Source organism: Azospirillum soli, from assembly GCF_017876165.1.
GTDB classification, from domain to species: domain Bacteria; phylum Pseudomonadota; class Alphaproteobacteria; order Azospirillales; family Azospirillaceae; genus Azospirillum; species Azospirillum soli.
This window is the reverse complement of sequence record NZ_JAGINQ010000018.1, coordinates 68,274-91,959: the sequence shown is the minus strand read 5'-3', so window position 1 is coordinate 91,959 and position 23,686 is coordinate 68,274. Positions and strand designations below refer to the sequence as shown.

Annotated in this window: 24 protein-coding genes and 1 pseudogene; 8 read left to right on the top strand and 17 right to left on the bottom strand. The window is 68.6% G+C overall.

Features of this window, described 5'->3' with window-relative positions; all coding sequences use genetic code 11:
* The first annotated feature begins 113 nt into the window (after positions 1–113).
* The gene (locus J2852_RS23575; protein ID WP_209880448.1) at positions 114–347 is read left to right on the top strand and encodes a Tn3 family transposase; all 234 of its coding nucleotides are present in this window, start codon (positions 114–116) and stop codon (positions 345–347) included.
* Here the strand turns inward: J2852_RS23575 and J2852_RS23570 are convergent.
* The 3 genes from J2852_RS23570 to phnF form a co-directional block, all read right to left on the bottom strand.
* Positions 328–1,032, bottom strand: a complete 705-nt coding sequence (locus J2852_RS23570; RefSeq protein ID WP_209880446.1) for a DUF1045 domain-containing protein — start codon at positions 1,030–1,032, stop codon at positions 328–330. The two genes, J2852_RS23575 and J2852_RS23570, sit on opposite strands and share 20 nt — an antisense overlap.
* Positions 1,029–2,186, bottom strand: coding sequence for an alpha-D-ribose 1-methylphosphonate 5-triphosphate diphosphatase (locus J2852_RS23565; RefSeq protein WP_209880444.1), 1,158 nt, complete (start codon positions 2,184–2,186; stop codon positions 1,029–1,031). The genes J2852_RS23570 and J2852_RS23565 overlap by 4 nt, the downstream gene beginning before the upstream one ends.
* A gap of 123 nt (positions 2,187–2,309) precedes the next feature.
* Positions 2,310–3,047: a phosphonate metabolism transcriptional regulator PhnF gene (gene phnF / locus J2852_RS23560; RefSeq protein ID WP_209880442.1), complete on the bottom strand. Its 738-nt coding sequence runs from the start codon at positions 3,045–3,047 to the stop codon at positions 2,310–2,312.
* 97 nt (positions 3,048–3,144) lie between these two features.
* Here phnF and phnG point away from each other — a divergent pair, with 97 nt between their 5' ends.
* Genes phnG through J2852_RS23525 form a run of 7 tightly spaced genes read left to right on the top strand, consistent with a single transcriptional unit; the run spans position 3,145 to position 8,785 of the window.
* Positions 3,145–3,594, top strand: a complete 450-nt coding sequence (gene phnG / locus J2852_RS23555; RefSeq protein WP_209880440.1) for a phosphonate C-P lyase system protein PhnG — start codon at positions 3,145–3,147, stop codon at positions 3,592–3,594.
* Positions 3,595–3,601: 7 nt separating this feature from the next.
* Entirely contained in the window at positions 3,602–4,225 is a 624-nt protein-coding gene (phnH, locus tag J2852_RS23550; RefSeq protein ID WP_209880496.1) for a phosphonate C-P lyase system protein PhnH, read from the top strand.
* 3 nt (positions 4,226–4,228) lie between these two features.
* Entirely contained in the window at positions 4,229–5,338 is a 1,110-nt protein-coding gene (locus J2852_RS23545) for a carbon-phosphorus lyase complex subunit (protein ID WP_209880439.1), read from the top strand.
* A complete protein-coding gene (locus J2852_RS23540) occupies positions 5,335–6,189 on the top strand; it encodes an alpha-D-ribose 1-methylphosphonate 5-phosphate C-P-lyase PhnJ (protein WP_209880438.1) in 855 nt (284 codons plus the stop codon). Before J2852_RS23545 ends, J2852_RS23540 begins: the two co-directional genes overlap by 4 nt.
* Positions 6,186–6,956: a phosphonate C-P lyase system protein PhnK gene (phnK, locus tag J2852_RS23535; RefSeq protein ID WP_209880437.1), complete on the top strand. Its 771-nt coding sequence runs from the start codon at positions 6,186–6,188 to the stop codon at positions 6,954–6,956. Before J2852_RS23540 ends, phnK begins: the two co-directional genes overlap by 4 nt.
* A complete protein-coding gene (phnL, locus tag J2852_RS23530; RefSeq protein ID WP_209880436.1) occupies positions 6,953–7,636 on the top strand; it encodes a phosphonate C-P lyase system protein PhnL in 684 nt (227 codons plus the stop codon). Before phnK ends, phnL begins: the two co-directional genes overlap by 4 nt.
* Positions 7,637–7,639: 3 nt before the next feature.
* Positions 7,640–8,785: an alpha-D-ribose 1-methylphosphonate 5-triphosphate diphosphatase gene (locus J2852_RS23525; protein WP_209880435.1), complete on the top strand. Its 1,146-nt coding sequence runs from the start codon at positions 7,640–7,642 to the stop codon at positions 8,783–8,785.
* 272 nt (positions 8,786–9,057) lie between these two features.
* Here J2852_RS23525 and phnN read toward each other — a convergent pair whose 3' ends face one another.
* The 14 genes and pseudogenes from phnN to J2852_RS23455 form a co-directional block, all read right to left on the bottom strand.
* A complete protein-coding gene (gene phnN / locus J2852_RS23520) occupies positions 9,058–9,654 on the bottom strand; it encodes a phosphonate metabolism protein/1,5-bisphosphokinase (PRPP-forming) PhnN (RefSeq protein WP_209880434.1) in 597 nt (198 codons plus the stop codon).
* Positions 9,651–10,307: a DapH/DapD/GlmU-related protein gene (locus J2852_RS23515; protein ID WP_209880433.1), complete on the bottom strand. Its 657-nt coding sequence runs from the start codon at positions 10,305–10,307 to the stop codon at positions 9,651–9,653. Before J2852_RS23515 ends, phnN begins: the two co-directional genes overlap by 4 nt.
* 7 nt (positions 10,308–10,314) lie before the next feature.
* Entirely contained in the window at positions 10,315–11,106 is a 792-nt protein-coding gene (phnE, locus tag J2852_RS23510) for a phosphonate ABC transporter, permease protein PhnE (protein ID WP_209880432.1), read from the bottom strand.
* A 123-nt stretch (positions 11,107–11,229) separates the two neighbouring features.
* Entirely contained in the window at positions 11,230–12,228 is a 999-nt protein-coding gene (phnD, locus tag J2852_RS23505) for a phosphonate ABC transporter substrate-binding protein (protein WP_209880430.1), read from the bottom strand.
* A gap of 55 nt (positions 12,229–12,283) precedes the next feature.
* Entirely contained in the window at positions 12,284–13,132 is an 849-nt protein-coding gene (gene phnC, locus J2852_RS23500; RefSeq protein WP_209880429.1) for a phosphonate ABC transporter ATP-binding protein, read from the bottom strand.
* Positions 13,133–13,431: 299 nt separating this feature from the next.
* A pseudogene (locus tag J2852_RS23495) lies at positions 13,432–13,752 on the bottom strand (electron transfer flavoprotein subunit beta/FixA family protein); the annotation flags it as partial.
* On the bottom strand, positions 13,749–14,627 hold the full coding sequence (locus J2852_RS23490) for an aldolase/citrate lyase family protein (protein WP_209880427.1): 879 nt from the start codon (positions 14,625–14,627) through the stop codon (positions 13,749–13,751). The pseudogene J2852_RS23495 and the gene J2852_RS23490, both read right to left, overlap by 4 nt.
* Entirely contained in the window at positions 14,624–15,478 is an 855-nt protein-coding gene (locus J2852_RS23485; RefSeq protein WP_209880424.1) for an HTD2 family dehydratase, read from the bottom strand. The genes J2852_RS23490 and J2852_RS23485 overlap by 4 nt, the downstream gene beginning before the upstream one ends.
* A complete protein-coding gene (locus tag J2852_RS23480) occupies positions 15,475–16,941 on the bottom strand; it encodes an FAD-binding oxidoreductase (RefSeq protein ID WP_246499935.1) in 1,467 nt (488 codons plus the stop codon). The genes J2852_RS23485 and J2852_RS23480 overlap by 4 nt, the downstream gene beginning before the upstream one ends.
* A gap of 29 nt (positions 16,942–16,970) precedes the next feature.
* Positions 16,971–18,425, bottom strand: a complete 1,455-nt coding sequence (locus tag J2852_RS23475; RefSeq protein WP_209880422.1) for an aldehyde dehydrogenase family protein — start codon at positions 18,423–18,425, stop codon at positions 16,971–16,973.
* Positions 18,426–18,475: 50 nt separating this feature from the next.
* Complete coding sequence (locus J2852_RS23470) at positions 18,476–19,459, bottom strand: ketopantoate reductase family protein (RefSeq protein WP_209880420.1); 984 nt, start codon at positions 19,457–19,459, stop codon at positions 18,476–18,478.
* A gap of 25 nt (positions 19,460–19,484) precedes the next feature.
* The gene (locus J2852_RS23465; RefSeq protein ID WP_209880419.1) at positions 19,485–21,437 is read right to left on the bottom strand and encodes a TRAP transporter large permease; all 1,953 of its coding nucleotides are present in this window, start codon (positions 21,435–21,437) and stop codon (positions 19,485–19,487) included.
* Between the two features lie 7 nt (positions 21,438–21,444).
* Entirely contained in the window at positions 21,445–22,092 is a 648-nt protein-coding gene (locus J2852_RS23460) for a TRAP transporter small permease subunit (RefSeq protein ID WP_246499934.1), read from the bottom strand.
* A gap of 100 nt (positions 22,093–22,192) precedes the next feature.
* Complete coding sequence (locus tag J2852_RS23455; protein WP_209880417.1) at positions 22,193–23,278, bottom strand: TRAP transporter substrate-binding protein; 1,086 nt, start codon at positions 23,276–23,278, stop codon at positions 22,193–22,195.
* Between the last annotated feature and the right edge of the window lie 408 nt (positions 23,279–23,686).

Here is a 23,686-nt window from a genome sequence, read left to right as displayed (position 1 = left end):
CGGAAGCATCGTCAACTTGTTGGCAGCGGGGCGGAGCGAGCGCCGCTACACCGCTCATCAGCGGCGCGCAACCCTGGTTGCCGTGCTGTTCGACCTGGGATACCGGTTGATCGATGCCGCTCTCGAACCTGCGCATCGGCGAGACCTGCGACATCGAGAACGCGCTGCTCGCCGCCATCCTGGCCGACGGCACCAACCTGGGCCTGACACACATGGCCGAGGCCAGCCAGGGCGTAACCCGTGGGCTAAACTTCTCCGACAAGTCGGATGAGGCTCACTCTGCCATATGGCCTGACGAAGCCGGCGCGAGGGTTGCGAGAACTCTTCCTATGCCGACGTTCCATTGATGGGGAAGCGCGCTGCCAGAACGAAGGGCATGTCCGTATCGGCCTGCGTGAACAGGCACAGCGATCGCACTTCCACCGGTTCGGCCAAGGCCAGCTTGAACAGCCGCTCCAGAAGCGGTTGGACCGTCTCCCGCTCGCCTTGCTGCAAGCGCCGCGTCAGGGTCATATGAAACCGGAAGTCTTCGAGGACATACGGGTACCCCCAAGCGTCCATCTGCGCCTTTTGACGATGCGTCAGTGGCGTGCGGAGACGCTTCCACCTCTCTTCGGCACTCTGCGGCGCGCGAAAGCGGTCGAACGTACGGACACAGTCGTTCGCCAGCGCGTCGAGATCGGCCGATGGCCGTCGGGGACGGAGGGCGAGGAAGCCATGAAGGGCTTCGAGCACGAAGGAAGGCTCCCGAAACGGACGTCGCCGCGAGGCGAAGGCGGCCACGGCTTCCCGCAGAGATGCTTCGTCTGCGCCCTCCGCCAGACGGAAGGGAGCCTTCAAGGTGGCGTGAAAGCCGTAGCGGCGAGCGTCGGAGACCAGACCGGCCTGATGGCTCGGATCAAGCCCAACCGCTGGCAGCGGGTCGAGCCCGGTGCCTTCCGGGCGGCGGCCCAGCCAGCGCCAGCCGCAATCGGCCAGAGCCGTTCCATCCTCAGGCGCGAAGTAGAGGGCGAAGCGGCGCCGGTCCATCATGCCAGCTCCCGCCCAGCGAAGACGAGGCGGCCGGCCACCAGGGTGGCAACGACACGCGGCAGCTCCGGCGTGCGGTCATCGATCAGCACGAGGTCGGCGCGCCGCCCGACGGCAATGCTGCCGCGGTCGGTAAAGCCAGCCAGACGGGCCGGGTTGGTCGAGATCAGCCTCCAGGCGTCGGCCAGCCCCAGGACGCCATAGCGCGCCAGCCGGAAGGCGGCGTGCGTCAGCGCCGGGTAGTAGTAGTCTGAGGTCAGCGCGTCGGCCAGACCGGCCACCGCCATGTCGGCGGCGCGCATGCCGCCCTCGATGTGGCTGCCGCCGCGCAGGACGTTGGGAGCGCCGAGAATGACGCCGCCGCCGAGACGGCGGCTTTCCTCGGCGGTGGCGCGGTTCAGCGGAAATTCGCAGATGCCGCAGCCGAGATCGTGGAAATGCCGCCGCAACTCGGGCGATTCGTCGTCGTGAGAGGCGAGCGCCACCCGATGGCGGCGCGCGGCGTCGGCCAAGCGCCGGTTGGTCGGATCGACCTCGCCCCGCCGTTCCACCACCGCGTGCAGCAGGTCGGTGAAGGCGGACAGCGTCATGTGCGCCCGCTCGGCATACTGCGCCAGCTTGGCGGGCTGGGCGATGCGCGCCGTCAGCATCGGCAAATGGTTGTTGAAGGCCAGCAGCCGGATGCGCCCCTCGGCCAGCCAGCCCTCGATCTCGTCGGCGGCGTCGATGTTGTAGATCTCGTGGCGCAGATGCACGTGGCTGTCACAGGCCAGGGTCGGGCGCAGCCGCTCCAGGGTGTCGAGAAAGCTCACCGCCGCCTCGCGCCCGCGCAGGCCCGGCTCCCACGACCACGTCAGGCCGTGCAGCGCGGTGGTGATGCCGTTGGCGACGAGCTGGCGGTCGGTGTCCAGCAGCGCCACGTCGGTCGGGAAATGCACCCGCGGGCGTGGCATGAGCTGCCGTTCGAAAGCGTCGCCGTGCAAGTCGACGATGCCCGGCAGCAGCAGCAGCCCTTCGGCCCCGATCACCCGGCCGGTGGCGCGCCCGGTCGGGGCGTCGCCGATGGCGGCGATGCGTTCTCCGGCGATGGTGACGCCGGCCTCGATGAAAGAGCCGTCCGGCATCAGGACGCGGGCGTTGCGGATGTGCGTTTCCAACCTGTTTCCCCTGGCGCGCATGGTCTTGAGCGGCCCCGCACATAGCGCCGCGGCGGGGTGGGCCGGTATGAAACTTTGGTGAAAGATCGTTCGGCGGGCGGATGTCCGGCTGATTGGTCGAGATCAGGTGCCCGGTTCGAAGACGATCTGGACGCGGTCGGACGCCCAGCGCGCGACGCTGTACTCCACCGGCCGGCCGGTGGCGTCGACGTTGACGCCTTCGGTCAACAGGATCGGCTTGTTGGGAGATTGCTGCAGCAGCTGGGCGTCGGCCGCGCGGGCGGTGCGGGCGGTGACGCGGGTGACCTTGCGGGTGTAGTCGCCCACCCCAAGGCGCTCCATGGCGAGGCTGATCGATCCGGTGTCGCGGATGGTGTCGGGCAGCGACGGGAAGCGTCCCTTGGGGAAGTAATGCGATGCGACGCTGAGCGGGCGCCCGTCCGCCTCGCCCAGCCGCTCGACCACCACGACCATGGTGCCCTTGCGGATCTCAAGCGCCTTGGCGACCGCTTCCTCCGCCGGTTCCTCGCGGATCGCCAGCAGCTTGCCGGACGGCTCCCGCCGGTGGCCGAGGACATTCTCGGAAAAGCGCGTGCGCTTCTTCACCCGGTAGTCGATCACGCTCTCCTGGACGAAGGTTCCGCGCCCCTGCTCGATGCGGACCAGCCCCTGCTCGGCCAGGGCCGCCACCGCCCGCCTTATGGTGTGACGGTTGACGCTGAACTCTTCGGCCATCCGCAGTTCCGTGGGCAGGCGGTCACCCGGCTGGTGTGTTCCGGAGACGATGTCGCGCTTCAGCCGCTCGGCGATCTGGCGCCACAAGGCAGTGCCCGTACCGCGCGAGAGATCCTGGTCCGTCATGGAAACTTCATCCTTCAAGCCTTGCGCCCCCGCCGGGACGATCGCATAAAGATGCCCGCACATGGTATAGATGTCTAGACAAATTTGAGATTGATCCATGCCCGCATTCGCCACCGAGGACCGCCGACGCTGGATGGGGGTGCTGGCCAAGGCCGCCCCCGATGAAATCGCGACCGTATGGTCCAGCCTCGCCCCCACCCCCGACTACGCTCTGCTGCGCCGCCCGGAAACCGGGCTGGTGATGGTGCGTGGCCGGATCGGCGGCGACGGCGCTCCCTTCAACCTGGGTGAGATGACGGTTACCCGCTGCTCCGTCCGGCTGGCCGGCGGACTGGTGGGGCACGCCTGGGTGGCCGGTCGCCGGACCGACCACGCCGAGCGCGCGGCCGTGCTGGACGCCCTGATGCAGGCTCCCGCCCGCCGACCCGCCGTCGAAGCGGCGATCGCCCATCTGGACAGCCTTCAGGCGGCCCGCAGCGACCGCGCCGCCCGCGAGGCGGCGGCGACGCGGGTCGATTTCTTCACCATGGTTCGCGGGGAGAACTGACGTGACGATGAAAATGGCCATGGACACGGGTGCGGACGCGCTGCTGCCCGGCCTTGGCGACCCGGTGATCGACTCCCAGCGCGTCTTTCGCGCCGTGTTGGACGCCATGGCGCGGCCCGGTACGCTGCACGAGCTGCCCCAGGCCGTCGCCGGCTCCGTCGGGGCGCCGGCGCCCTTCGAAGCGGCCACCGCCGCCGTCGTCCTGGCGCTGGCCGACCAGGAGACCCCCGTCTGGCTCGATCCGTCGGCCGATTGTGCGGCTGTGCGTCAGCATCTGCGCTTCCATTGCGGCTGCCCATTGACCGGAAACGCCGCAGCGGCCGTATTCGCCGTCGTTGCCGATCCCGGCGCGATGCCGCCCCTGTCCGCCTTCGACCAGGGCAGCGACGAGTTCCCCGACCGCTCGACCACCGTGATCGTGCAGGTGCCGGCGCTGACCGGCGGGGCGCCGCTCGAGCTGGCGGGCCCTGGCATCCGCGACCGCGTCCGGTTCGCGCCCGGCGGCCTGCCGGCCGGTTTCCGCCGCTGGGTGGCGGACAACCACGCCGGCTTCCCGCGCGGCGTCGACCTGATTCTCACCAGCGGCGCCCGGCTGGCGGCGCTGCCGCGCAGCACGCGCCTGGAGGGCTGACCCATGTATGTTGCCGTCAAGGGTGGCGAGAAAGCCATCGACAACGCCCACCGCCTGATGGCGGAGGAGCGGCGCGGCGATCCGGCGGTGCCGGAACTCGGGCTCGACCAGATTGCCGAGCAGCTCGGGCTGGCGGTGGACCGGGTGATGACCGAGGGATCGGTCCATGACCGCGAGCTGGCCGCCCTGGCGGTCAAGCAGGCGCAGGGCGATCTGGTGGAGGCCGTCTTCCTGCTGCGCGCCTACCGCACCACCCTGCCGCGCTTCGGCGGGTCCGAGCCGATCGACACCGCCGCCATGGCGATCCGCCGCCGCATCAGCTCGGCCTTCAAGGATCTGCCGGGCGGGCAGGTGCTGGGGCCGACCTACGACTACACCCACCGGCTGCTCGACTTCACGCTGGCGGCCGAAGGCACGCCTGAACCGGCGGCGCTGGCGGAACAACCCGTCGAGGCGCAGATGCCGCGCGTCGCCGACGTGCTCGGCCATGAGGGGTTGATCGAGCGCAGCGTGGAAGCGGACGGGCCAGCCAACGCAACGGCGGAGGAGCCGCCCGGCGACCTGACCCGACAGCCGCTGTCCTTCCCCGCGGGCCGCGACCTACGCCTGCAAAACCTGGCGCGTGGCGACGAGGGCTTTCTGCTGGCCCTCGCCTACTCCTCGCAACGCGGCTACGGCAACACCCACCCCTTCGCCGGCGAGATCCGCATGGGCGACGTGACGGTCGAGTTCGCTCCGGAGGAGTTGGGCTTCGCCGTCGAGATCGGCACCATCACCGTCACCGAATGCCAGATGATCAACCAGTTCAAGGGCTCAAAGGACGTGCCGCCTCAGTTTACCCGCGGCTACGGACTAACCTTCGGGCAGAGCGAGCGCAAGGCGATGGCGATGGCGCTGGTCGACCGCTCGTTGCGCGCCGGGGAGCTGGGCGAGGACGCGGTCAACCCGGTGCAGGACGAGGAATTCGTGCTCGCCCATTCCGACAACGTCGAGGCCTCGGGCTTCGTCCAGCACCTGAAGCTGCCGCACTACGTCGATTTCCAGTCCGAACTGGAGCTGATCCGGCGGCTGCGCGCCGCCACCCCCACCGCCGACCGGGAGACGGCCGAATGACCAGCGCGCCGGGCTACAACTTTGCCTACCTCGACGAGCAGACCAAGCGGATGATCCGCCGCGCCATCCTGAAGGCGGTGGCGATCCCCGGCTATCAGGTGCCGTTCGGCAGCCGCGAGATGCCGCTGCCCTACGGCTGGGGCACCGGCGGCATCCAGGTCACCGCCGCCGTCATCGGTCCCGAGGACCGGCTGAAGGTGATCGACCAGGGCGCCGACGACACCACCAACGCCGTGTCGATCCGCCGCTTCTTCGCCCGCACCGCCGGGGTCGCCACCACCGAGCGGACGGCGGCGGCGACGGTGATCCAAACCCGCCACCGCATCCCCGAGACGCCGCTGAGCGAGGGTCAGATCCTCGTCTATCAGGTGCCGATCCCCGAACCGCTGCGCTGGCTGGAGCCGCGCGAGACCGAGACGCGCAAGATGCACGCGCTGGCAGATTACGGCGCCATGCACGTCAAGCTGTACGAGGACATCGCCCGCTTCGGCCGCATCGCGACGACCTACGACTACCCCGTGCTGGTCAACGGCCGCTACCTGATGCGGCCCTCGCCGATCCCAAAATTCGACAACCCGAAGATGAATATGAATCCCGCTCTCCAACTGTTCGGCGCCGGGCGCGAGAAGCGCATTTACGCGGTGCCGCCCTACACCCCGGTCAAGAGCCTGGATTTCGAGGATCATCCCTTCGAAATCCAGAGCTGGGATCAAGCCTGCGCGCTGTGCGGCGGCACCGACAGCTTCCTCGACGAGGTGGTGACCGACGACCGTGGCGGGCGCATCTATGTCTGCTCCGACACCCACCACTGCGCGACGCGCCGCGATGCCGTCCAGGAGGCCGCGGAATGAACCCGCTGCTGACGGTTTCCGGCCTGACCCGGATGTACGGCAACCGGGTCGGCTGCCGCGACGTGTCGTTTGAGCTTTGGCCCGGCGGGGTCATGGGCATCGTCGGCGAGTCCGGATCGGGCAAGTCGACCCTGCTGAGCTGCCTGTCGGCCCGGCTGGAGCCGACGGCGGGCCGCGTCCTCTACGACACCCGCGAAGACGGGCCGGTGGACATCTACGCGATGGGCGAGCCGCGGCGGCGGATGCTGATGCGCACCGACTGGGGCATCGTCCACCAGAACCCGCGCGACGGGCTGCGCATGGGCGTGTCGGCCGGCGCCAACGTCGGCGAGCGCCTGATGGCGGTCGGCGCCCGCCATTACGGCGAGATCCGCGCTCAGGCCGACGACTGGCTGCGCAAGGTGGAGATCGACGGCGAGCGGATCGACGACCTGCCGCTGACCTTCTCCGGCGGCATGCTGCAGCGGTTGCAGATCGCCCGCAATCTGGTCACCCATCCCCGCCTCGTCTTCATGGACGAGCCGACCGGCGGCCTCGACGTCTCGGTCCAGGCCCGGCTGCTCGACCTGCTGCGCCGGCTCGTCACCGATCTCGGACTGGCCGCCATCATCGTCACCCATGACTTGGCGGTCGCCCGCCTGCTGGCGCACCGGCTGATGGTGATGCGCCGAGGCGAGGTTGTGGAGACCGGCCTGACCGATCAGGTGCTCGACGACCCTCACCACCCATACACACAACTGCTGGTTTCCTCGGTGCTGCAGCCATGACCGACCAGATCCGTGTCGACTCCCTGTCCAAGACCTACGTCCTGCACACCCAGGGAGGCATCGAAATCCCGGTCTTCGCCGATGCCGCGCTCAGCGTCGCGTCCGGCGAGTGCGTCACCTTGCACGGCCCGTCGGGCGCCGGAAAATCGACGCTGCTGCGCTGCCTCTACGGCAACTGCAAGCCCGATTCCGGGGCCATCCACGTGAGTCACGGCGAGGGGACGGTGGACATCGCATCGGCCCCGCCGCGCGTGGTGATGGAGGTGCGCCGCCGCACTCTGGGCTACGTCAGCCAGTTCCTGCGCGCCATCCCGCGCGTGCCGGCGCTGGACGTGGTGGCCGAGCCGCTGCGGGCGCTCGGCGTCCCGGTGGAGACGGCGCAGGCGCGCGCCGGCGAGTTGCTGGCGCGGCTGCGCATTCCCGAACGCCTGTGGTCGCTCGCGCCCGCCACCTTCTCCGGCGGCGAGCAACAGCGGGTGAATATCGCCCGCGGCTTCGCCGCCCGCCATCCGATCCTGCTGCTCGACGAACCCACCGCCTCGCTCGACGCCCGCAACCGCGCCGTGGTGATCGAACTGATCGCCGAGGCGAAGGCCGCGGGCACCGCGCTCGTCGGCGTCTTCCACGACGACGAGGTCCGCGAGGCCGTCTCCACCCGCGTCCACACCATGCAGGGCTGACCCATGACCCGTGAATTCGCGCTCTGCAACGCCCGCATCGTGGCGGGCGACGAGGATTTTCCCGGCTGCCTCCTGGTCCGCGACGGCCGGATCGCCGCCATCGACCGGGGGGCCACCGGCGTCCCCGGCGCCATCGACTGCCAGGGCGACACCGTCGTGCCGGGACTGGTCGAACTGCACACCGACAATCTGGAGCGGCACATGACGCCGCGCCCCAAAGTGCGCTGGCACGCCGGCTCGGCGCTGCTGGCGCATGACGCGCAGATGGCGGCAGCGGGCATCACCACGGTGTTCGATGCTCTCGCTTGCGGCGATGTCATCGAGGGGTCGGCCCGGCTGGAGAATCTCCAGGCCATGGTGGATGCCGTCACCGACGGTCAGGCACGCGGCTTTCTGCGCGCCGAGCACCGGCTGCACCTGCGCTGCGAGGTGTCCTCAGCCAACATCGTGGAATTGTTCGGGGCGCTGGCCGACAACCCCCTGGTCGGCATCGTCAGCCTGATGGACCACACGCCCGGCCAGCGCCAGTTCGTCCATGAGGAGAAGTACCGGGACTATTACATGGGCAAATACGGCTTCTCGGAGACCGAGATGGCCGCCTTCACCCAGCGCCAGCGGGAGAACGCCGCCCGTTATTCCGACACGCACCGCCGTGTCCTCGCCACGGCCTGCCGGGAGCGCGGTTTCACCCTGGCCAGCCATGACGACGCCTCCATCGCGCATGTCGACGAGGCGGCGGTGCTCGGCACCCGGCTCGCGGAATTCCCGACCACGCTGGAGGCGGCGCGGGCATCCCGGCAGGCGGGCATGGTGGTGATGATGGGCGCTCCGAACCTGATGCGCGGCGGTTCGCATTCCGGCAACATCGCCGCCGCCGAGTTGGCGGCGTCTGGCGACCTCGACGCGCTGTCGTCGGACTATGTGCCGGTCAGCCTGATGGCAGCGGCCTTCCGTCTGCACCAGGGGCCGCTCGGCTTCCCTCTGCCGATGGCGATCGACACGGTCACCCGCAACCCGGCGCGCGCTGCCGGGCTGGAGGATCGCGGCGTCATCGCGGTCGGCAAGCGCGCCGATCTCGTGCGCGTCCACATCGCCGACGACATGCCGGTGGTCCGCGAGGTCTGGCGGGAGGGCCGGCGGATCGCCTGACAGCGGCGAGCCAAAATCACGTGCGCTAAAGCGGATTTCGATCCGCTTTGGACCGCGACGGCGGTCCTGGACGCCCATGCGTCCGAAGCCCGGCCTCTCGCGGGAACTTCGTTCCCGCTGGCGGCAGGCGGATGCCAGAGGCATCCGCTGAGAGCCGGCACATGAGGCCATATGAATCGAAAGCGAATGCAAATTCGCTTTAGCGGCATGGGCCGGCGGTCAACCGACCGCCGGCCCATGCCGTTGTGGAATGCCGTTGCCGGTGGACGATGTCAGGAAAGGGCCGGCGCCGGCACACCTATGTGCGCGAGGTCCCGGAGTGCGGCGAGGAACGCGTCAACACCCGTATCCAGATCGGCGCCGTTGACCACCACGCGCACGTCCCGGCCGCTCGGCTGGGCGGCGACGGCGCGCTCCAGCCGCCGCCGGATGTCGTCCTCGCGCTCACGCCCGCGCGCGGCGAGGCGCGCGGCCAGCACAGACGGCGGGGCGGTGACGACGATCACGCCGACCGGCCGCAGGCGGACCCGCGCCTCGTCGATGACCGAGCGGGACACGTTGACGACCACCGTGGTCCCATCGCGGCGGAGTCCGTCGAGCACCGCCGGCACACCGTAGGCCAGCCCGTGCGCCCGCCAGGACAGCAGGAACCCGCCGTCGGCCTCCCGTCGCTCGAAGGCGTCCAAAGACAGCGTGTCGTGCGCCTCGGCCCCGGCGAGAGCCGGGCGGGTCACGACACGGCAACCGAAGTGTATGCGGCGGTCGTCTGCCAAACGCTGGCGCGCACCCTCCATCAGGCTGTCCTTGCCGGCCCCGCTCGGCCCGACCACCAGAATCAGGGGAGCGGGGATTGGGCGCGGGACAGTCATTGATCGTACTTCTCGGCAAAGGCCGTGGCGTCGAGTTTGCGGAAATCGGCAAGCGCCGCGTCAATCCGCTCGCGCGGCCAATCCCACCAAGCGATGCGCATCAGCTTCTCGGCGGTGCGCGCATCGATGCGCGGGCGCAGAACCCGCGCCGGCACGCCGACGACGATGGCGAAAGGCGGCACGTCCTTCGTCACCACTGCGCCGGAACCGACGGCGGCGCCGGCACCGATGGTCACGCCCGGCATCACGATGGCGTTGTGGCCGATCCACACGTCGGGGCCGATCACGACTTGGTCGGCACGGCGCCATGCGAAGATTTCCTCGTCGTCGGGCAAGCTGAAGCCATGCGAGGCGGAGCGGTAGGTGAAATGGTGCAGGGTGGCGCGCCACCAGGGATGGTTGCTCGGGTTGATGCGCACCCCGGTGGCGAGGTTGGCGAACTTTCCGATCCTCGCATGGGCGATCTGATTATCGCCCATGGCGTAGCCATAGTCGCCCAGTTCGCTGTTCGCGACGACCGAGCGCGGGCCGAGATAGGTGTAGCGGCCGAAGTCGGAGTTCCGCACCACGGCGCTGGGATCGATCTCCGGCGTCTCGGTCATGGGCCGCCCGGCGGTCCATGGGTCCCAGGCGGAGCCGCAATTGATGAGCATGAGAACCTCAGATGAAGAGCTTGCGCAATTGCGCCGACGCGACGTCGATCAGGGAGACGGTGGCGACGATGATGATCATCACCGCGCAGGTTTCGGCGAAGTAGAAGCCGCGGATGATCTCCCACAGCACGACGCCGATGCCCCCGGCCCCGACCATGCCGACGACGGAGGCCGAGCGGACGTTCGATTCGAAACGGTAGAGCGCGTAGCTGATCCACAGCGGCAGCACCTGGGGAATCACGCCGTAGACGATTTCTTCCAGCGGGTTGGCGCCGGTGGCGCGGATTCCCTCGACCGGACGCGGATCGATGGCCTCGACCGCCTCGGAGAACAGCTTGGCGAGGACGCCGGTGGTGTGGACGAACAGCGCCAGCACGCCGGCGAAGGGGCCGAGGCCGACCGCGACGACGAACAGCATGGCGAAGACCATCTCGTTGATGGCCCGCAGCGCGTCCATGAGCCGACGCACAGGCTGCCGCACCCAGACCGGCGCGATGTTCTCGGCGGCGAGCAGACCGAAGGGCACCGCGGCCACCACCGCCAGCACCGTGCCCCAGATGGCGATCTGGACGGTGATCAGCATCTCCTGGACGTAGAAGCGCCAATCGCGGAAGTTGGGCGGAAAGAAGTCGGACAGGAAGGTCGCCATGTTGCCGGCGTCCTTCACCAGGATCTCCGGACGGATCTCCGCGCCGTGCCACGACCAGGCCAGCAGGGCGAGGGCGATGCCGTAGACGGCCAGCTTGGTGAGCGACGTCCTCGGCGGATGCAGGAGGCGGGCGTCGTCGGTTGTCGTCATGTCGGGGGGTCGCAGTCCGTGGATGTGAAAAAGGGGCGCCGCGGCGGCCGCAACGCCCCTGTGGATCGGGTGGCCCCATGAGCCGCCCCCGCAAGGCGCCGGGAGCGGCTCATGGGGTGCGGATCACTTGGCGGCGGCCATCTTCGTCTTCAGCTCGGCCAGTTTGGCGTCGATGTCCGCCAGCTTGGCCTTCTTCTCCGCGTCCGGCAGGGCCGCGTCGGCTTCAAGCTTGGTTCGGGCCTTGAAAAGCTCCAGCTGGCGGATCGGCACGAGCTGGTCGTCATTGGATTCGCGGAACACGCCCCACTTCAGGCCGGCGAGCACCTCGCCCTCCCGCTTGAGCTGCTCGGGGCTCTTGCCCGGCGTGGCGACGCCGTAGGTGAGGAAGAAGGACTTCAGCTTGTCCTTGACGTTCTGGTCGAGATCCTTGCGCCAGACGATCGGGTCGGAGGGGATCAGCGGCGAGGTCCAGATCACCTTGATCTGCGCGAACTTCTCCGGCTGGCGCTCCTGGATGCGCGGCAGCACCTCGGAGTTGCAGGTGGCGACGTCCACCTGCTTGTTGGCGACCGCCATGGCGTTGGTCTCGTGGTTGGCGTTGATCACCCGCTTGAAGACCTTCTTCGGGTCGTCCACGCCGTTCACGGCGAACACGTAATAGCCCGGTACCAGGTAACCGGAGGTCGAGTTGGGATCACCGTTGCTGAAGCTCAGGCTGCTGGCGTTCTTCAGCATGTCCTCGATCGAATTGATCGGGCTGTCCTTCTGGGCCAGGATGTAGGAATGGTAGCCGTTGTTGCCCTCCGGATCGGAGGACTGCGCGAAAATCTCGCCGTTCGAGCGGTCGACCGCCTCCATGGCGGACTTGTTGCCGTACCAGGCGACCTGCACCTTGTTGAAGCGCATGCCCTCGATGATGCCGGCGTAGTCGGAGGCGAAGAAGGGCTTCACCGCAAGGCCGGTCTGCTTGCCCATCGCCTCCAGGAACGGCTCCCATTGCGACTTCAGGTGCTGCGTCGACTCGGTCGAGATGATGCCGAAGTTCAACGCCTCCTGGGCGGCGGCAGGCAGTGCGGAACCGGCCGCCAGGAGGGCGGCGGCGGCAAGAGACGCGATCTTCATGGGGACGATTCTCCTGGGGGGATGGGCGGCCGGGGGAAGGCCGTTGGTCAGAGCGTCAGGCGTTGGCGGCCAGCGCCAGCCCGGACGGAAGCCCGGTGACGAAGGAGGCCGACCCTTGCACGCCGGTACCGAGTTCCTCGGCTTGGCTGCCGTACAACTCCCTGAGCAGCGACGGGGTGAGGGCAGCCGAAGGGCCGTCGTAGATCACCGCACCCTTCTTCAGTGCGATGGTGCGCGGGCAATAGCGGATGGCGAAATCGACTTGATGGAGCGACACCACCACGGTCACCCCGTCCTCGGTGTTGATGCGGGCCAGCGTCTCCATGACGCGCCGCGAGGACACCGGGTCGAGGGAGGCGATCGGCTCATCGGCCAGGATGACCTCGGCCTTCTGCACCAGGGTGCGGGCGATGGCCGCGCGCTGCTGCTGCCCGCCCGACAGGGCGGAGGCACGCGTCCAAGACTTGTCCGCGATGCCGACACGGTCCAGAGCGTCGAGCGCCAACCGGCGCTCCTCGGTGGTGAAGCGGCCGGTCAGCGAGCGCCAGAGCGGCACCCGGCCAAGGGAGCCGGTCAGCACATTGGTCATCACCGGCAGACGACCAACGAGGTTGAATTGCTGGAAGACAAAGCCGACCCGGCTGCGGGTGCGGCGGATGTCGGAGGCGAGCTGGCCGCGGGATTGGACACGCGTGCCGAGCACATCCACGCTGCCGGTGCCGTCGTCGCCCAACGCCAGCCCAGCGAGGTGCCGCAGCAAGGTCGACTTGCCCGAGCCCGAGGCGCCGATCAGCGCGACCATTTCGCCGGGAGCGATGTCGAGGCTGACGGTTTCGAGCGCCTTGCAGCCTTTGAAGGTCTTGCTGAGCTTGCTCACCCTGATGGCGGGCTTGTCCGTCGGCATGGCGGCATTCATGGGAAACCTCGCTTCGAACGCTTTCTGGCCGCGTTCTAACAAGGAGGCAGTGACAGTATTATTTTCTCAAGATTACGTTTTCGTGAAAGCGGGGATTTGCCAAATATTACAGGCGCGATCGAACAGAAAACGAAGATATTTCCCGGAGGGCGCTATATAGGCTCCACAATGGATACAAATTTAAAATTCATCTATACATGCATCTGATTTGTTGAGTGGGGTGCCATGCCGATGGTGCCAGGGGAGTTTCGGTAGCTTTTGTGCCAGCCAGTATGGTGCAGGGATACCTTCTCGACCAGCGCCTTGAGCACCTTGGCGACGGCCAGCGGCTGGGTCTCGGCCTCGGTCTGCACCAGGATGCCGCGATCCGCACCCATGGCCAGCGCGGTGCGCAACGTCTCCTGCGATGCTGCCGGGCCGACCGACACGACGATGATCTCCGAAGCCTTGCCGGCTTCCTTGCACCGAACCGCTTCCTCGACGGCGATCTCGTCGAAGGGGTTCATGCTCATCTTCACGTTGGCGGTCTCAACGCCCGAACCGTCCGCCTTCACGCGAACCTTCACGTTGTAGTCGACCTCCCGCTTGACCGGGGCGAGGATTTTCATGGAGGCCAGTCCCTCTGCGGCTGGGCCGCGCTCGCGGCGCGGGACAGGATGCGGCGCGCCTTGCGCGCCATCGCTTCGTCGATCATGCGGCCATCGACCACAGCGACGCCCTTGGTGCTCTCCGCCACGATGCGGCGGGCCTGAGCGGTTTCGGCTTCGGTTGGGGTCAGGGCGGCGTTGATGGCGGTGATCTGGCCGGGGTGGATCGCCGCCTTCGCGCCGAATCCCAGCGCTAGGGCGGCGGCGGCTTCCCGCTCCAGTCCGGCGGGGTCGTTCAGGGCGAAGAAGGGGGAATCAATCGCCTCGACGCCAGCCAGGGCCGCCGCGTTGACAAGGCGCGAGCGCGCCGACAGCAGCGGCTCCCAAGCCATCGCGCAGCCGAGGTCGGCGGACAGATCGGCGGCCCCGAAGAACAGCGCGGCCAGCCGGGGCGAGGCGCGGGCGATGTCCTCCGCCACCGCGATGCCGCGCGCCGATTCGATCAGCGCGATCAGCGCCAACGGGTTCCCGGCCCCGGCCAGCAACCCGTCGATCCAGCGGATCATGTCGGCGCTGTCGGCCTTCGGCAGGATGACGCAATCCGGCAGGCCATTCGCTGGAGCGCGCACCAGCGCCAGCAGATCCTCCAGCCCGTCGGTGGTGGACGGCGCGTTGATGCGCAGCGCCCGCAGGATCGGCCGGACGGGCGGCGTGGCCAGGGCGGCCAGAGCCGCGTCGCGCGCCGCCGCCTTGTCGGCGGGCGCCACCGCGTCTTCCAGGTCGATGATCAGCACATCAGTGCCGGATTCCGCGGCACGGTCGAAGCGGTCAGGTCGGGTCGCCGGGGTGAACAGCCAACTGCGGCGGGGCCGCCCATCGTGAAACAGCCCGTTCATGACGCGACCGCGACGTCGGCGGTCATGGCGGCCGCGCCGTCGGGGCCGGCGGCCCATGCCTCGATCCGCCCGTCCCCCCGGTCCGCCGCGTTCAGGGTGAAGGGAGCCGTGTCGAACAGCGGCCGGCGGGCGCGGAAGCGGAAACCCTCGATCCGTCGTCCGCCGACGTTGCGCAACACCAGATCCATCAGCAGCGTCGCGGTCAGCGGCCCATGAACCACCAGTCCCGGATAGCCCTCCACCTCGCGGCAGTAAGGGCGGTCGTAATGGATGCGGTGGCCGTTGAAGGTCAGCGCCGAATAGCGGAACAGCAGCACCGGATCGGGGGTGACGTCGCGGCTCCAGCCGGCGTCGGGCAGGGGATCGGCTCCGGCGGGGGAGGGCGGTGCCGCCTCGCCCGGTTTCGCCGCGTCGCGATAGACGATGTCCTGCCGTTCGCGGATGGCCACGCCGGCGTCGGTCGCGATCTCGTGCAGCACGCTGACGAACACCATGTCGCCCGACCGGCCGGTCTTGTGCTCCACCGCCTCGATGGTGGAGGTGCGGTGCATCTCGGCGTCCAGTGGGATCGGCGCCAGGAAGCGCAGGTCGCCGCCGGCCCACATCCGCCGTGGCAGCGGCACAGGCGGCAGGAAGCCGCCCTTGTGCGGGTGGCCGTCCTCGGCGATCTCCCGTTGCGGCGCGCGCGGCAGGAAATGCAGCCAGTGGCCGAGCGGCGGCAGTTCCCCCACCGGCCAGGGCGGGGCATCGTGGTCCAGCGTGGCGGCGAGGCCGGCCAGCGGGGCGGCGGCAGCACGGTCCGTCTGCACCTCCACCCGGCCGATCCAGTCCTTCAGATGACCGAAGCTCATCGCGCGTCTCCGGAGGAGCGCAGGATCTTGCCCGGATTCATGATGTTGTGCGGATCGAAGGCGCGCTTCAGCGTCGCCATCATGTCCAGCTCGACTGCCGACTTGTAGCGCGGCATCTCGTCGATGCGCAGCCGGCCGATGCCGTGCTCGGCGGAGATGGAACCGCCAAGTTCGACGACGATGTCGTGGACGATGGCGTTCACCGTCGCCAGCTTCGCCCGCCACTCGGCCGGGTCGCCGTCTTCCGCCTGGATCGGGTTGAAATGGATGTTGCCGTCGCCGAGATGGCCGAAGGCGAAAGGACGGATGCCCGGACAGGCCCGCTCCAGCGCCGCGTTGGCGCGGTCGAGGAAGCGCGCCACGCGTGAGATTGGGACCGACACGTCGTGCTTGAAGGACACGCCCTCGCGCTTCTGCCCTTCCGGGATGCCCTCGCGGATGCGCCACAGCGAATCGGCCTGGGCCTTCGAGGCGGCGACGACGCCGTCCAGCACCTCGCCGGCCTCCATCCCCGCTTCCAGGATGCCTTCCAGCATCTCGGCCAAGCGATTGCCGCTGTCCTGGTCGGCCAGTTCGACCAGCACGTACCAGGGATAGCGGTCGCGCAGGGGGTCGGGCACGTCCGGCACGTGGCGGCGGGCCACGTCGATGCAGTCGCGCTGGATCAGCTCGAAGGTGACGATGCGGTCGCCGGCCACGCCCTTGGCGCGGGTCAGCAGATCGACGGCGTCGCTGGGCGCCGACACCGCGACCAGCGCCGTGGCGGTGGCGCGCGGCAGCGGCGACAGCTTCAGCACCGCGGCGGTGACGATGCCCAGCGTGCCCTCCGACCCGATGAAGATCTGCTTCATGTCGTAGCCGGCGTTGTCCTTGCGCAGGCCGCGCAGCCCGTCCCAGATCCGCCCGTCCGGCAGCACCACCTCCAGCCCGGCGACGAGGTTGCGCATGTTGCCGTAGCGCACGACCTGCACGCCCCCGGCGTTGGTGGCGATGTTGCCGCCGATCTGGCAGGAGCCCTCGGCGGCGAGGCTCATCGGGAACAGCCGGCCGATGTCGCGCGCCGCGTTCTGGATGTTGGCAAGGATGCAGCCGGCCTCCACCGTCATCGTGTCGTTGTCGATGTCGATCTCGCGGATGCGGTTCAGCCGGTTGGTGGAGATGACGATTTCCGACCCGTCGGCGTGCGGCTGGCTGGCCCCGGTCAGGCCGGTGTTGCCGCCCTGGGGCACGATGGGCGTGCGGGTTTCGGCGCAGATGCGCACCACGGCGGCGAGATCCTCGGTGCTGTCGGGCAGCACCACGGCGGGCGAGCGGCCGACCCAGCCGTCGCGCCAGGATTCCATGAAGGGCTTCATGGTGTCCGGGTCGGTGATCAGCCCACGGTCGCCGACGACGGCGCGGATGGGGGCGAGCACGGCCGTCGCGAAGTCCGGCCGCCCGGTGGTCAGGGTGTCGTTGGACAAGAAGGCTCTCCCTGGGCTTCGGTTTCGCGTCACAGCGCGCGATAGGCCGTCTTGATGATGGTGTAGAACTCGATGGCGGAGCGTCCCTGCTCGCGCGGGCCGTAGCTCGACATCTTCCGGCCGCCGAAGGGGACGTGATAATCGACGCCGGCCGTCGGCAGGTTCAGCATGGTCATGCCGGCCTGGATGTTGGCCTGGAAATGGCGGGCGTGCTTCATCGAGTTGGTGATGATGCCCGACGACAGGCCGTAATCGGTGTCGTTGGCGACGGCCAGGGCCTCCTCGTAATCCTTGACGCGGATGACGCTGGCGACCGGGCCGAACACCTCCTCCCGGTTGATGGTCATGGCGTTGCTGGTGTCGGTGAACAGGGTCGGCGCCAGGAACCAGCCGCGCGTCGGCCGGTCCAGCCGCCCGCCGCCGGACGCCAGCCGGGCGCCCTCGTTCAGGCCGGTGTCGATGTATTGCAGGTTCTTGGTCAGCTGGAACTCGTCGATGACCGGGCCGATCTGCGTCTCCGGCAGCAGGGCGTGGCCGACGCGCAGCGCCGCCATCCGCTCCGTCATCGCGGCGACGAAGGCGTCGTGGATCGAGTCCTCGACGATGAAGCGGCCGGTGGCGGTGCAGCGCTGGCCGGCGTGAAAATAGGCGCTGTTGACGCCGATCTCGGCGGCGCGCTCCGGGTCGGCGTCGCCCAGCACCACCAGCGGGTTCTGGCCGCCCAGCTCAAGCTGGACGCGGATCATGCGTTCCGCGCAGCGGACGGCGATGCGCCGTCCGGTGTTGACTGACCCGGTGAAGGACACGGCGTCCACCGCATCGACCACGGCGGCGCCGACGTTGGGGCCGGCGCCGATCACCAGATTGAAGAGGCCGGCGGGCATGCCGTGGGCCTCCAGCGCCTCCGCGATGATACGGGTGACGGCGATGGAGATGCCGGGGGTCTTTTCCGACGGCTTCCAGATCACTGCGTTGCCGAAGGCCAGCGCCGGGGCGATCTTCCACATCGGCGTGGCGACCGGGAAGTTCCAGGGCGTGACGAGGCCGATGACGCCGACCGGCTCGCGCGTCACGTCCACCTCGACCCCCGGCCGGACCGAGCCGAGCGTCTCGCCCGGCGCCCGCAGTGCCTCTGCCGCGAAGAAGCGGGCGAGATGGGCGGCGCGGGTGATCTCGCCCAGCGCGTCGGGGATGGTCTTGCCCCCTTCGGTCGCGGCGATGCGTGCCAGCTCGTCCTTGCGGTCGAACAGCGCGCGGGAGATGGCGTCGAGCACCAACGAGCGCTGCTCCACCGTGGCGGCGCGCCAATGCGGCTGAGCGGCGCGGGCGGCGGCCACCGCTTCCGTCACGTCGTCGGCGCCGGCCAGGGAATAAGACCCGGCCAGCTCGTCCAGATCCGACGGGTTGAAGATGTCGAGCCGGTCGCGGCCTGGACGCCACGCACCGGCGATGAAATTGGTTATCAAATGGGGGACGGGGGACATGAGGGTCTTCTCCGGAAAACGGTTTGTAAGGGGGCTGGTGGCGTCCGCGCTCAGTCGGCGCGCGCCACCCGCTCCTTCAGGGCGGTCATTGCCCACAAAGTCTCGATGGTCGGTACCGGCACGCTGCGGCGGCGGGCCAGTTCCAGAACGGCGGTCACGATGGGGTCGATCTCCATGCTCCGTCCCGCCTCGAAATCCTGGAGCATCGATGGCTTGTGGCCGGGCACGCCGCTGCCCCGGCTCAACCGTTCGTCGATGTCGTCGGGCAGATCGACGCCCCAGGCGCGGGCCACATCCAGACATTCGCGCATCAGCCGGCCCTGAACGGCGGCCATGCCGGGGGCCTGCTCCATAGCGCCCATGGTGGCGCCGGTCAGCACGCTGGTCGGGCCGACCGCCATGTTCAGCATCAGCTTGCTCCACAGCGGCACGCGGATGTCGGCGGGCAGGCGGGCGGTGGCGCCGGCCGCGTTGAAGGAGTCGGCCAGGGCCGCCAGCTTCTCCGCGTGGTCGCCGGGGCGGGGAGCGCCGAAGGCCAGGACCGGCATAGCGGTGTGGGCGACGACGCCCGGCTCGACGATGCGGGCGGGCAGCACCTCCATCACGCAGGCGGCGACCCGCTCCGGCCCGATGGCCGACCAGACGGCGCCGCCGGGATCGACCACCTCCAGCGGCTCCGGCGTCACGCCGTCCCCGGCGCCGTACAGATACCACCAGGGGATGCCGTTTTGCGCCGCCACCACCAGCGTGTCCGGCCCGCACAGCGCCGGGAAGGACGGGGCCAAGGCCGGCAGCCCGTGCCCCTTCACCGTGACGATCACCACATCCTGCGGGCCGAGGTCGTCGGCGTCGTCGCTGGCCCGTGGCCGGCAGGACAGCGTCCCTTTCGGGGTCTGCACGGTCAGCCCGCCTTCGCGGATCGCCGCCAGATGGGCGCCGCGCGCCAGCAGCGACACCTCGTGCCGGTCCGTGGCGGCGAGATACCCCGCCAGCGCGCCGCCCACGGCGCCGGCTCCTACGACGGCGATGCGCATGTCGTTCTCCCTTCCTCGGTCTCGATCACTTGAATTCCAGCGGCGGCAAGTCGTCGTCGAGGTCGCCGCCCAAACCCTTGAACTGCTCCTCGATCTGCGTGTCGTTGAGTTTCGTGGCGGCCGACTTGTAGTGCATGACCATCTGCGGGAAGGCGATCACCAGCGCCACCATGACGAGCTGGATGACGACGAAGGGCACGGCACCCCAGTAGATCTGGTTGGTCAGGACGGGGGCCGTCTCCTTCTTCGTGATGCGGTCGATGTAGGGCAGCTTCGGCGCCACCGAGCGCAGGAAGAACAGGGAGAAGCCGAAGGGCGGGTGCATGAAGCTGGTCTGCATGTTCACCGCCAGGATGACGCCGAACCACACCAGATCGATGCCCAGCCGGTCCGCCGCCGGAGCCAGCAGTGGGATGACGATGAAGGCCAGCTCGAAGAAGTCGAGGAAGAAGGCCAGCAGGAACACCATCACGCTGACGGCGATCAGGAAACCCATTTGACCGCCGGGCAGGGAGACCATCAGCTCCTCGACCCAGATGTGACCGTTGACGCCGTAGAAGGTCAGCGAGAACACCCGCGCGCCGATCAGGATGAACAGCACGAAGGCCGCCAGCTTGGCTGTCGCGTAAGTGGCCTGCCGCACCATGTCGAAGGTCAGTCGCTTCTTCAGCGCCGCGAGCGCCAGCGCGCCGACTGCGCCCATGGCGCCGCCCTCGGTCGGGGTGGCGAGGCCGATGAAGATGGTGCCCAGCACCAGGAAGATCAGCGCCAGCGGCGGCACCATCACGAAGGTCGCCTGCTCCGCCATGCGGGAAATCAGGCGCCGGCCGCTCGCCCGCTCCACCAGCGCTACGGCCAGGGCGTAGAGCGCCCCCGCCGCGATGGAATCGCTGATCAGGGCTATGGTGGTCCAGTCGTTCACCGTCAGCCACGCGGCCACCGCCGTCAGCGCCGCCGTGGCGACGATCTGAAGGGCGAGGCGTTGCGCGCCGAAGCCCCGGTTGAACGCGGCCGCCAGGAAGGCGACCAGTACCGCCACGGACAGCAGCAGCACGACGTAGTCGGCGCCGGACTTCACGTCGGTTCGTCCCATAACCCAATAGGCGACCCCGCCCGAGAACAGCGCCAGCAGGCCGAGTTGCCAGACACCGCGCGCGCCGTTCGGCTCGCGGTAGGCGATGGCCTCCGGAGGCAGGCCGGGGGCGGCCTTGGGCCAGATCATCGAGACGACGAAGACGTAGAGGGCGTAGAGGCCCGACAGCAGCAGGCCGGGAATGAAGGCGGCCTCGTACATGTCGCCGACCGAACGGCCGAGCTGGTCGGCCATGACAATCAGCACCAGCGACGGCGGGACGATCTGGGCCAGCGTGCCCGACGCCGCGATGACGCCCGACGCCAGCCGCCGGTCGTAGCCGTAGCGCAGCATGATCGGCAGCGAGATCAGGCCCATGGAGATGACCGAGGCGGCTACCACGCCGGTCGTGGCGGCCAGCAGCGCGCCGACGAAGATGACGGCGTAGGCCAGACCGCCGCGGATGGAGCCGAACAGCTGCCCGATGGTGTCGAGCAGATCCTCGGCCATGCCGGACCTCTCCAGCACCAGCCCCATGAAGGTGAAGAAGGGCACCGCCAGCAGCACGTCGTTGTTCATCGTGCCGTAGACGCGCTCTGGTAGCGCTTGGAACAGGTCGGGGCGGAACAGCCCCAGCTCGATGCCGATCAGGCCGAACAGCAGGCCGTTGGCGGCCAGCGCAAAGGCGACCGGATAGCCCAGCAGCAGCATCACCACAAGCGTGGCGAACATGATCGGCGCCATGTTGTGGCCGACCCAGCCGCGCCAGCCGTCCTGCTCGGCGAGCGCGGCGGCGCCCGGCACCGGCAGCACGTAGAGCGCCACGGCGACCACGGCCAGCAGCACCACGGAAATGACCGACAGCCGGACGGCGCGCGGCGAAGGGGTGGGGGACGTCGTGCTCATCGCGCGTTCACCGGCTGGGAAGGGTGTCGGGGTGGGCGGTGCGCTCGCGTTCAGCCGTCAGCAGGCGATCCGCCTCGGCCTCCGCCGCCGCCTGATGGCCGCCGGCCCGGTGGTCGGCGTCCTCCAGGTGGCCGGTCATGATCGCGGCGCGCTTGGCCAGCTCGGACAGTCCCTGGACGAACAGCACGGTGAATCCCAACGGAATCAGCATTTTCGCCGGCCATTGCGGAAGACCGCCGGCGTTCATCGACTGCTCCTCAATTGCGTAGGAAGCGACGGCGAAGGGCCAGGAGGTGACCATCATCACGAAGCTGAAGGGCAGCAGGAAGGCCAGATGGCCGAACAGGTCGATGCCGTCGCGGGCGCGCTTGCCAAGCTGCGCGTTCACGATGTCGATGCGGATGTGCTCGTCCTCCTTCAGCGTCCAGGGCGAGCAGAGCAGAAACACGGCGGCGAACAGCACCCATTGCAGTTCCAGCCACGAGTTCGAACTGACGTCGAACAGTTTGCGGACGACGGCGTTGACGGCCGATACCAGGATCGCCAGCAGGATCAGCCAGGATATCGCCTTGCCCAGCCGCGCGGTGACCGCGTCGACCAGCCGGCAGACCCCGACCAGGGCCGTCATGAAAGGGGAAGAGTTGGGGCTCGGCATGGTGGGCAGGCCCTCCCGGAAAAGCCGGCCGCGAATGACGCGGCGATGCCACGACCGAGGGACGGCTCCGCCCCCCGGTTATGGTTGGAGATTTGCCGGATCAGCGCCGGGCGAGGCGAAGGGTGGCGCTGTCGTAGGCGTATTCCGACGCCTGCACCCACAGGTTCGAATCGGTCTGGAACTGGCGGTAGCTCTCGTAGAACTTCTTGAAGGTCGGGTTCTTGTCCGACAGCTCGTCGTAGAGTTCCAGCGCCGCCTTGTGGCTGGCCTGCAGAACGTCCTGCGGGAAGGCGCGCAGCTTCGCGCCGTTGGCGACCACGCGCTTCAGCGCCGCCGGGTTCAGCACGTCGTAGCGCGCCACGCTGTCGACGTTGGCCAGCGCCGCCGCCGAGGTCAGCGCCGCCTGGTAATGCTTGGGCAGGCTGTTCCAGCGGTTGGTGTTGATGAAGAAGTGCTGGAGCGAGGTGCCGTCCCACCAGCCCGGATAATAGTAGTTCGGCGCGATCTTGTAGAGGCCGAGCTTCTCGTCGTCGTAGGGGCCGTTGAACTCGGCGGCGTCGATGGTGCCGCGCTCCAGGGCCGGGTAGATGTCGCCGCCGCTGACCTGCTGGGGCACGACGCCCAGCTTGGACAGGATCTGTCCGCCCAGGCCGGAGATGCGGAACTTCAGCCCCTTCAGGTCGTCCACGCTCTTGATTTCCTTGCGGAACCAGCCGCCCATCTGGGAGCCGGTGTTGCCGCCCGCAAGCGCCTTCAGATTGTGGCCGGCGTAGAACTCCTCCAGCAGCTTGCCGCCCTCGCCGTGATAGAACCAGGCGTTCTGCTGGCGGGTGTTCAGGCCGAAGGGCAGACAGCAACCGAAGGCGAAGCTCGGGTCCTTGCCGACGTAATAGTAGGACGCGGTGTGGGCCATCTCCACCGTGTCGTTGCTGGCGGCGTCGAGGGCCTGAAGCGCCGGGACCAGTTCGCCGGCGGCGAAGACCTGGATCTGGAATTTGCCGTCCGTGGCCTCGGCGATGTTCTTCGCCATCACCTCGGCGCTGCCGTAGAGCACCTCGATGTTCTTCGGGAAGCTGGACACGCAACGCCAGCGGATCGTCGGCTCCGACTGGGCGATGGCCGGCGCGGCAAGGGTGGAGGCGCCGGCCACGACGGCGGCACCCTTGAAGAATTGACGGCGCTTCATGCTGATCTTCCTCCCGAAATTTTTGTTGTGCGGACGTTTTGTTGTGCGGACGGCGCGATGCTGGTCCGACGCGCTTGGTCCCTGTTGTCTCCAGGACGTCGTTGCGCCTGATCGGGCAATCGAGCGTCCTGTCTTCAAAGCGGTGACGGCGGCCTGTGACGGGGGTGGCGTCATCTCCTTTGCGCGTGGCCGGGGACGGTGTGGTGACCCTGACAGTGGATCAGGCGGCGGCACAGCGGAATGCGTTTCGCCGGCATATCAGCCATAAGCGCGGCAAGCCATCAGTGAAGCGAACGGTTTCCTCCGAAACCCGTGGTGGCCTGCCGCGAACGGTTCGGGCGCGGACGGTTTGATATGCCCGCAATGAATATCTGTTACAGGCACGCCATGCGCTCCGCACCGCGCGGC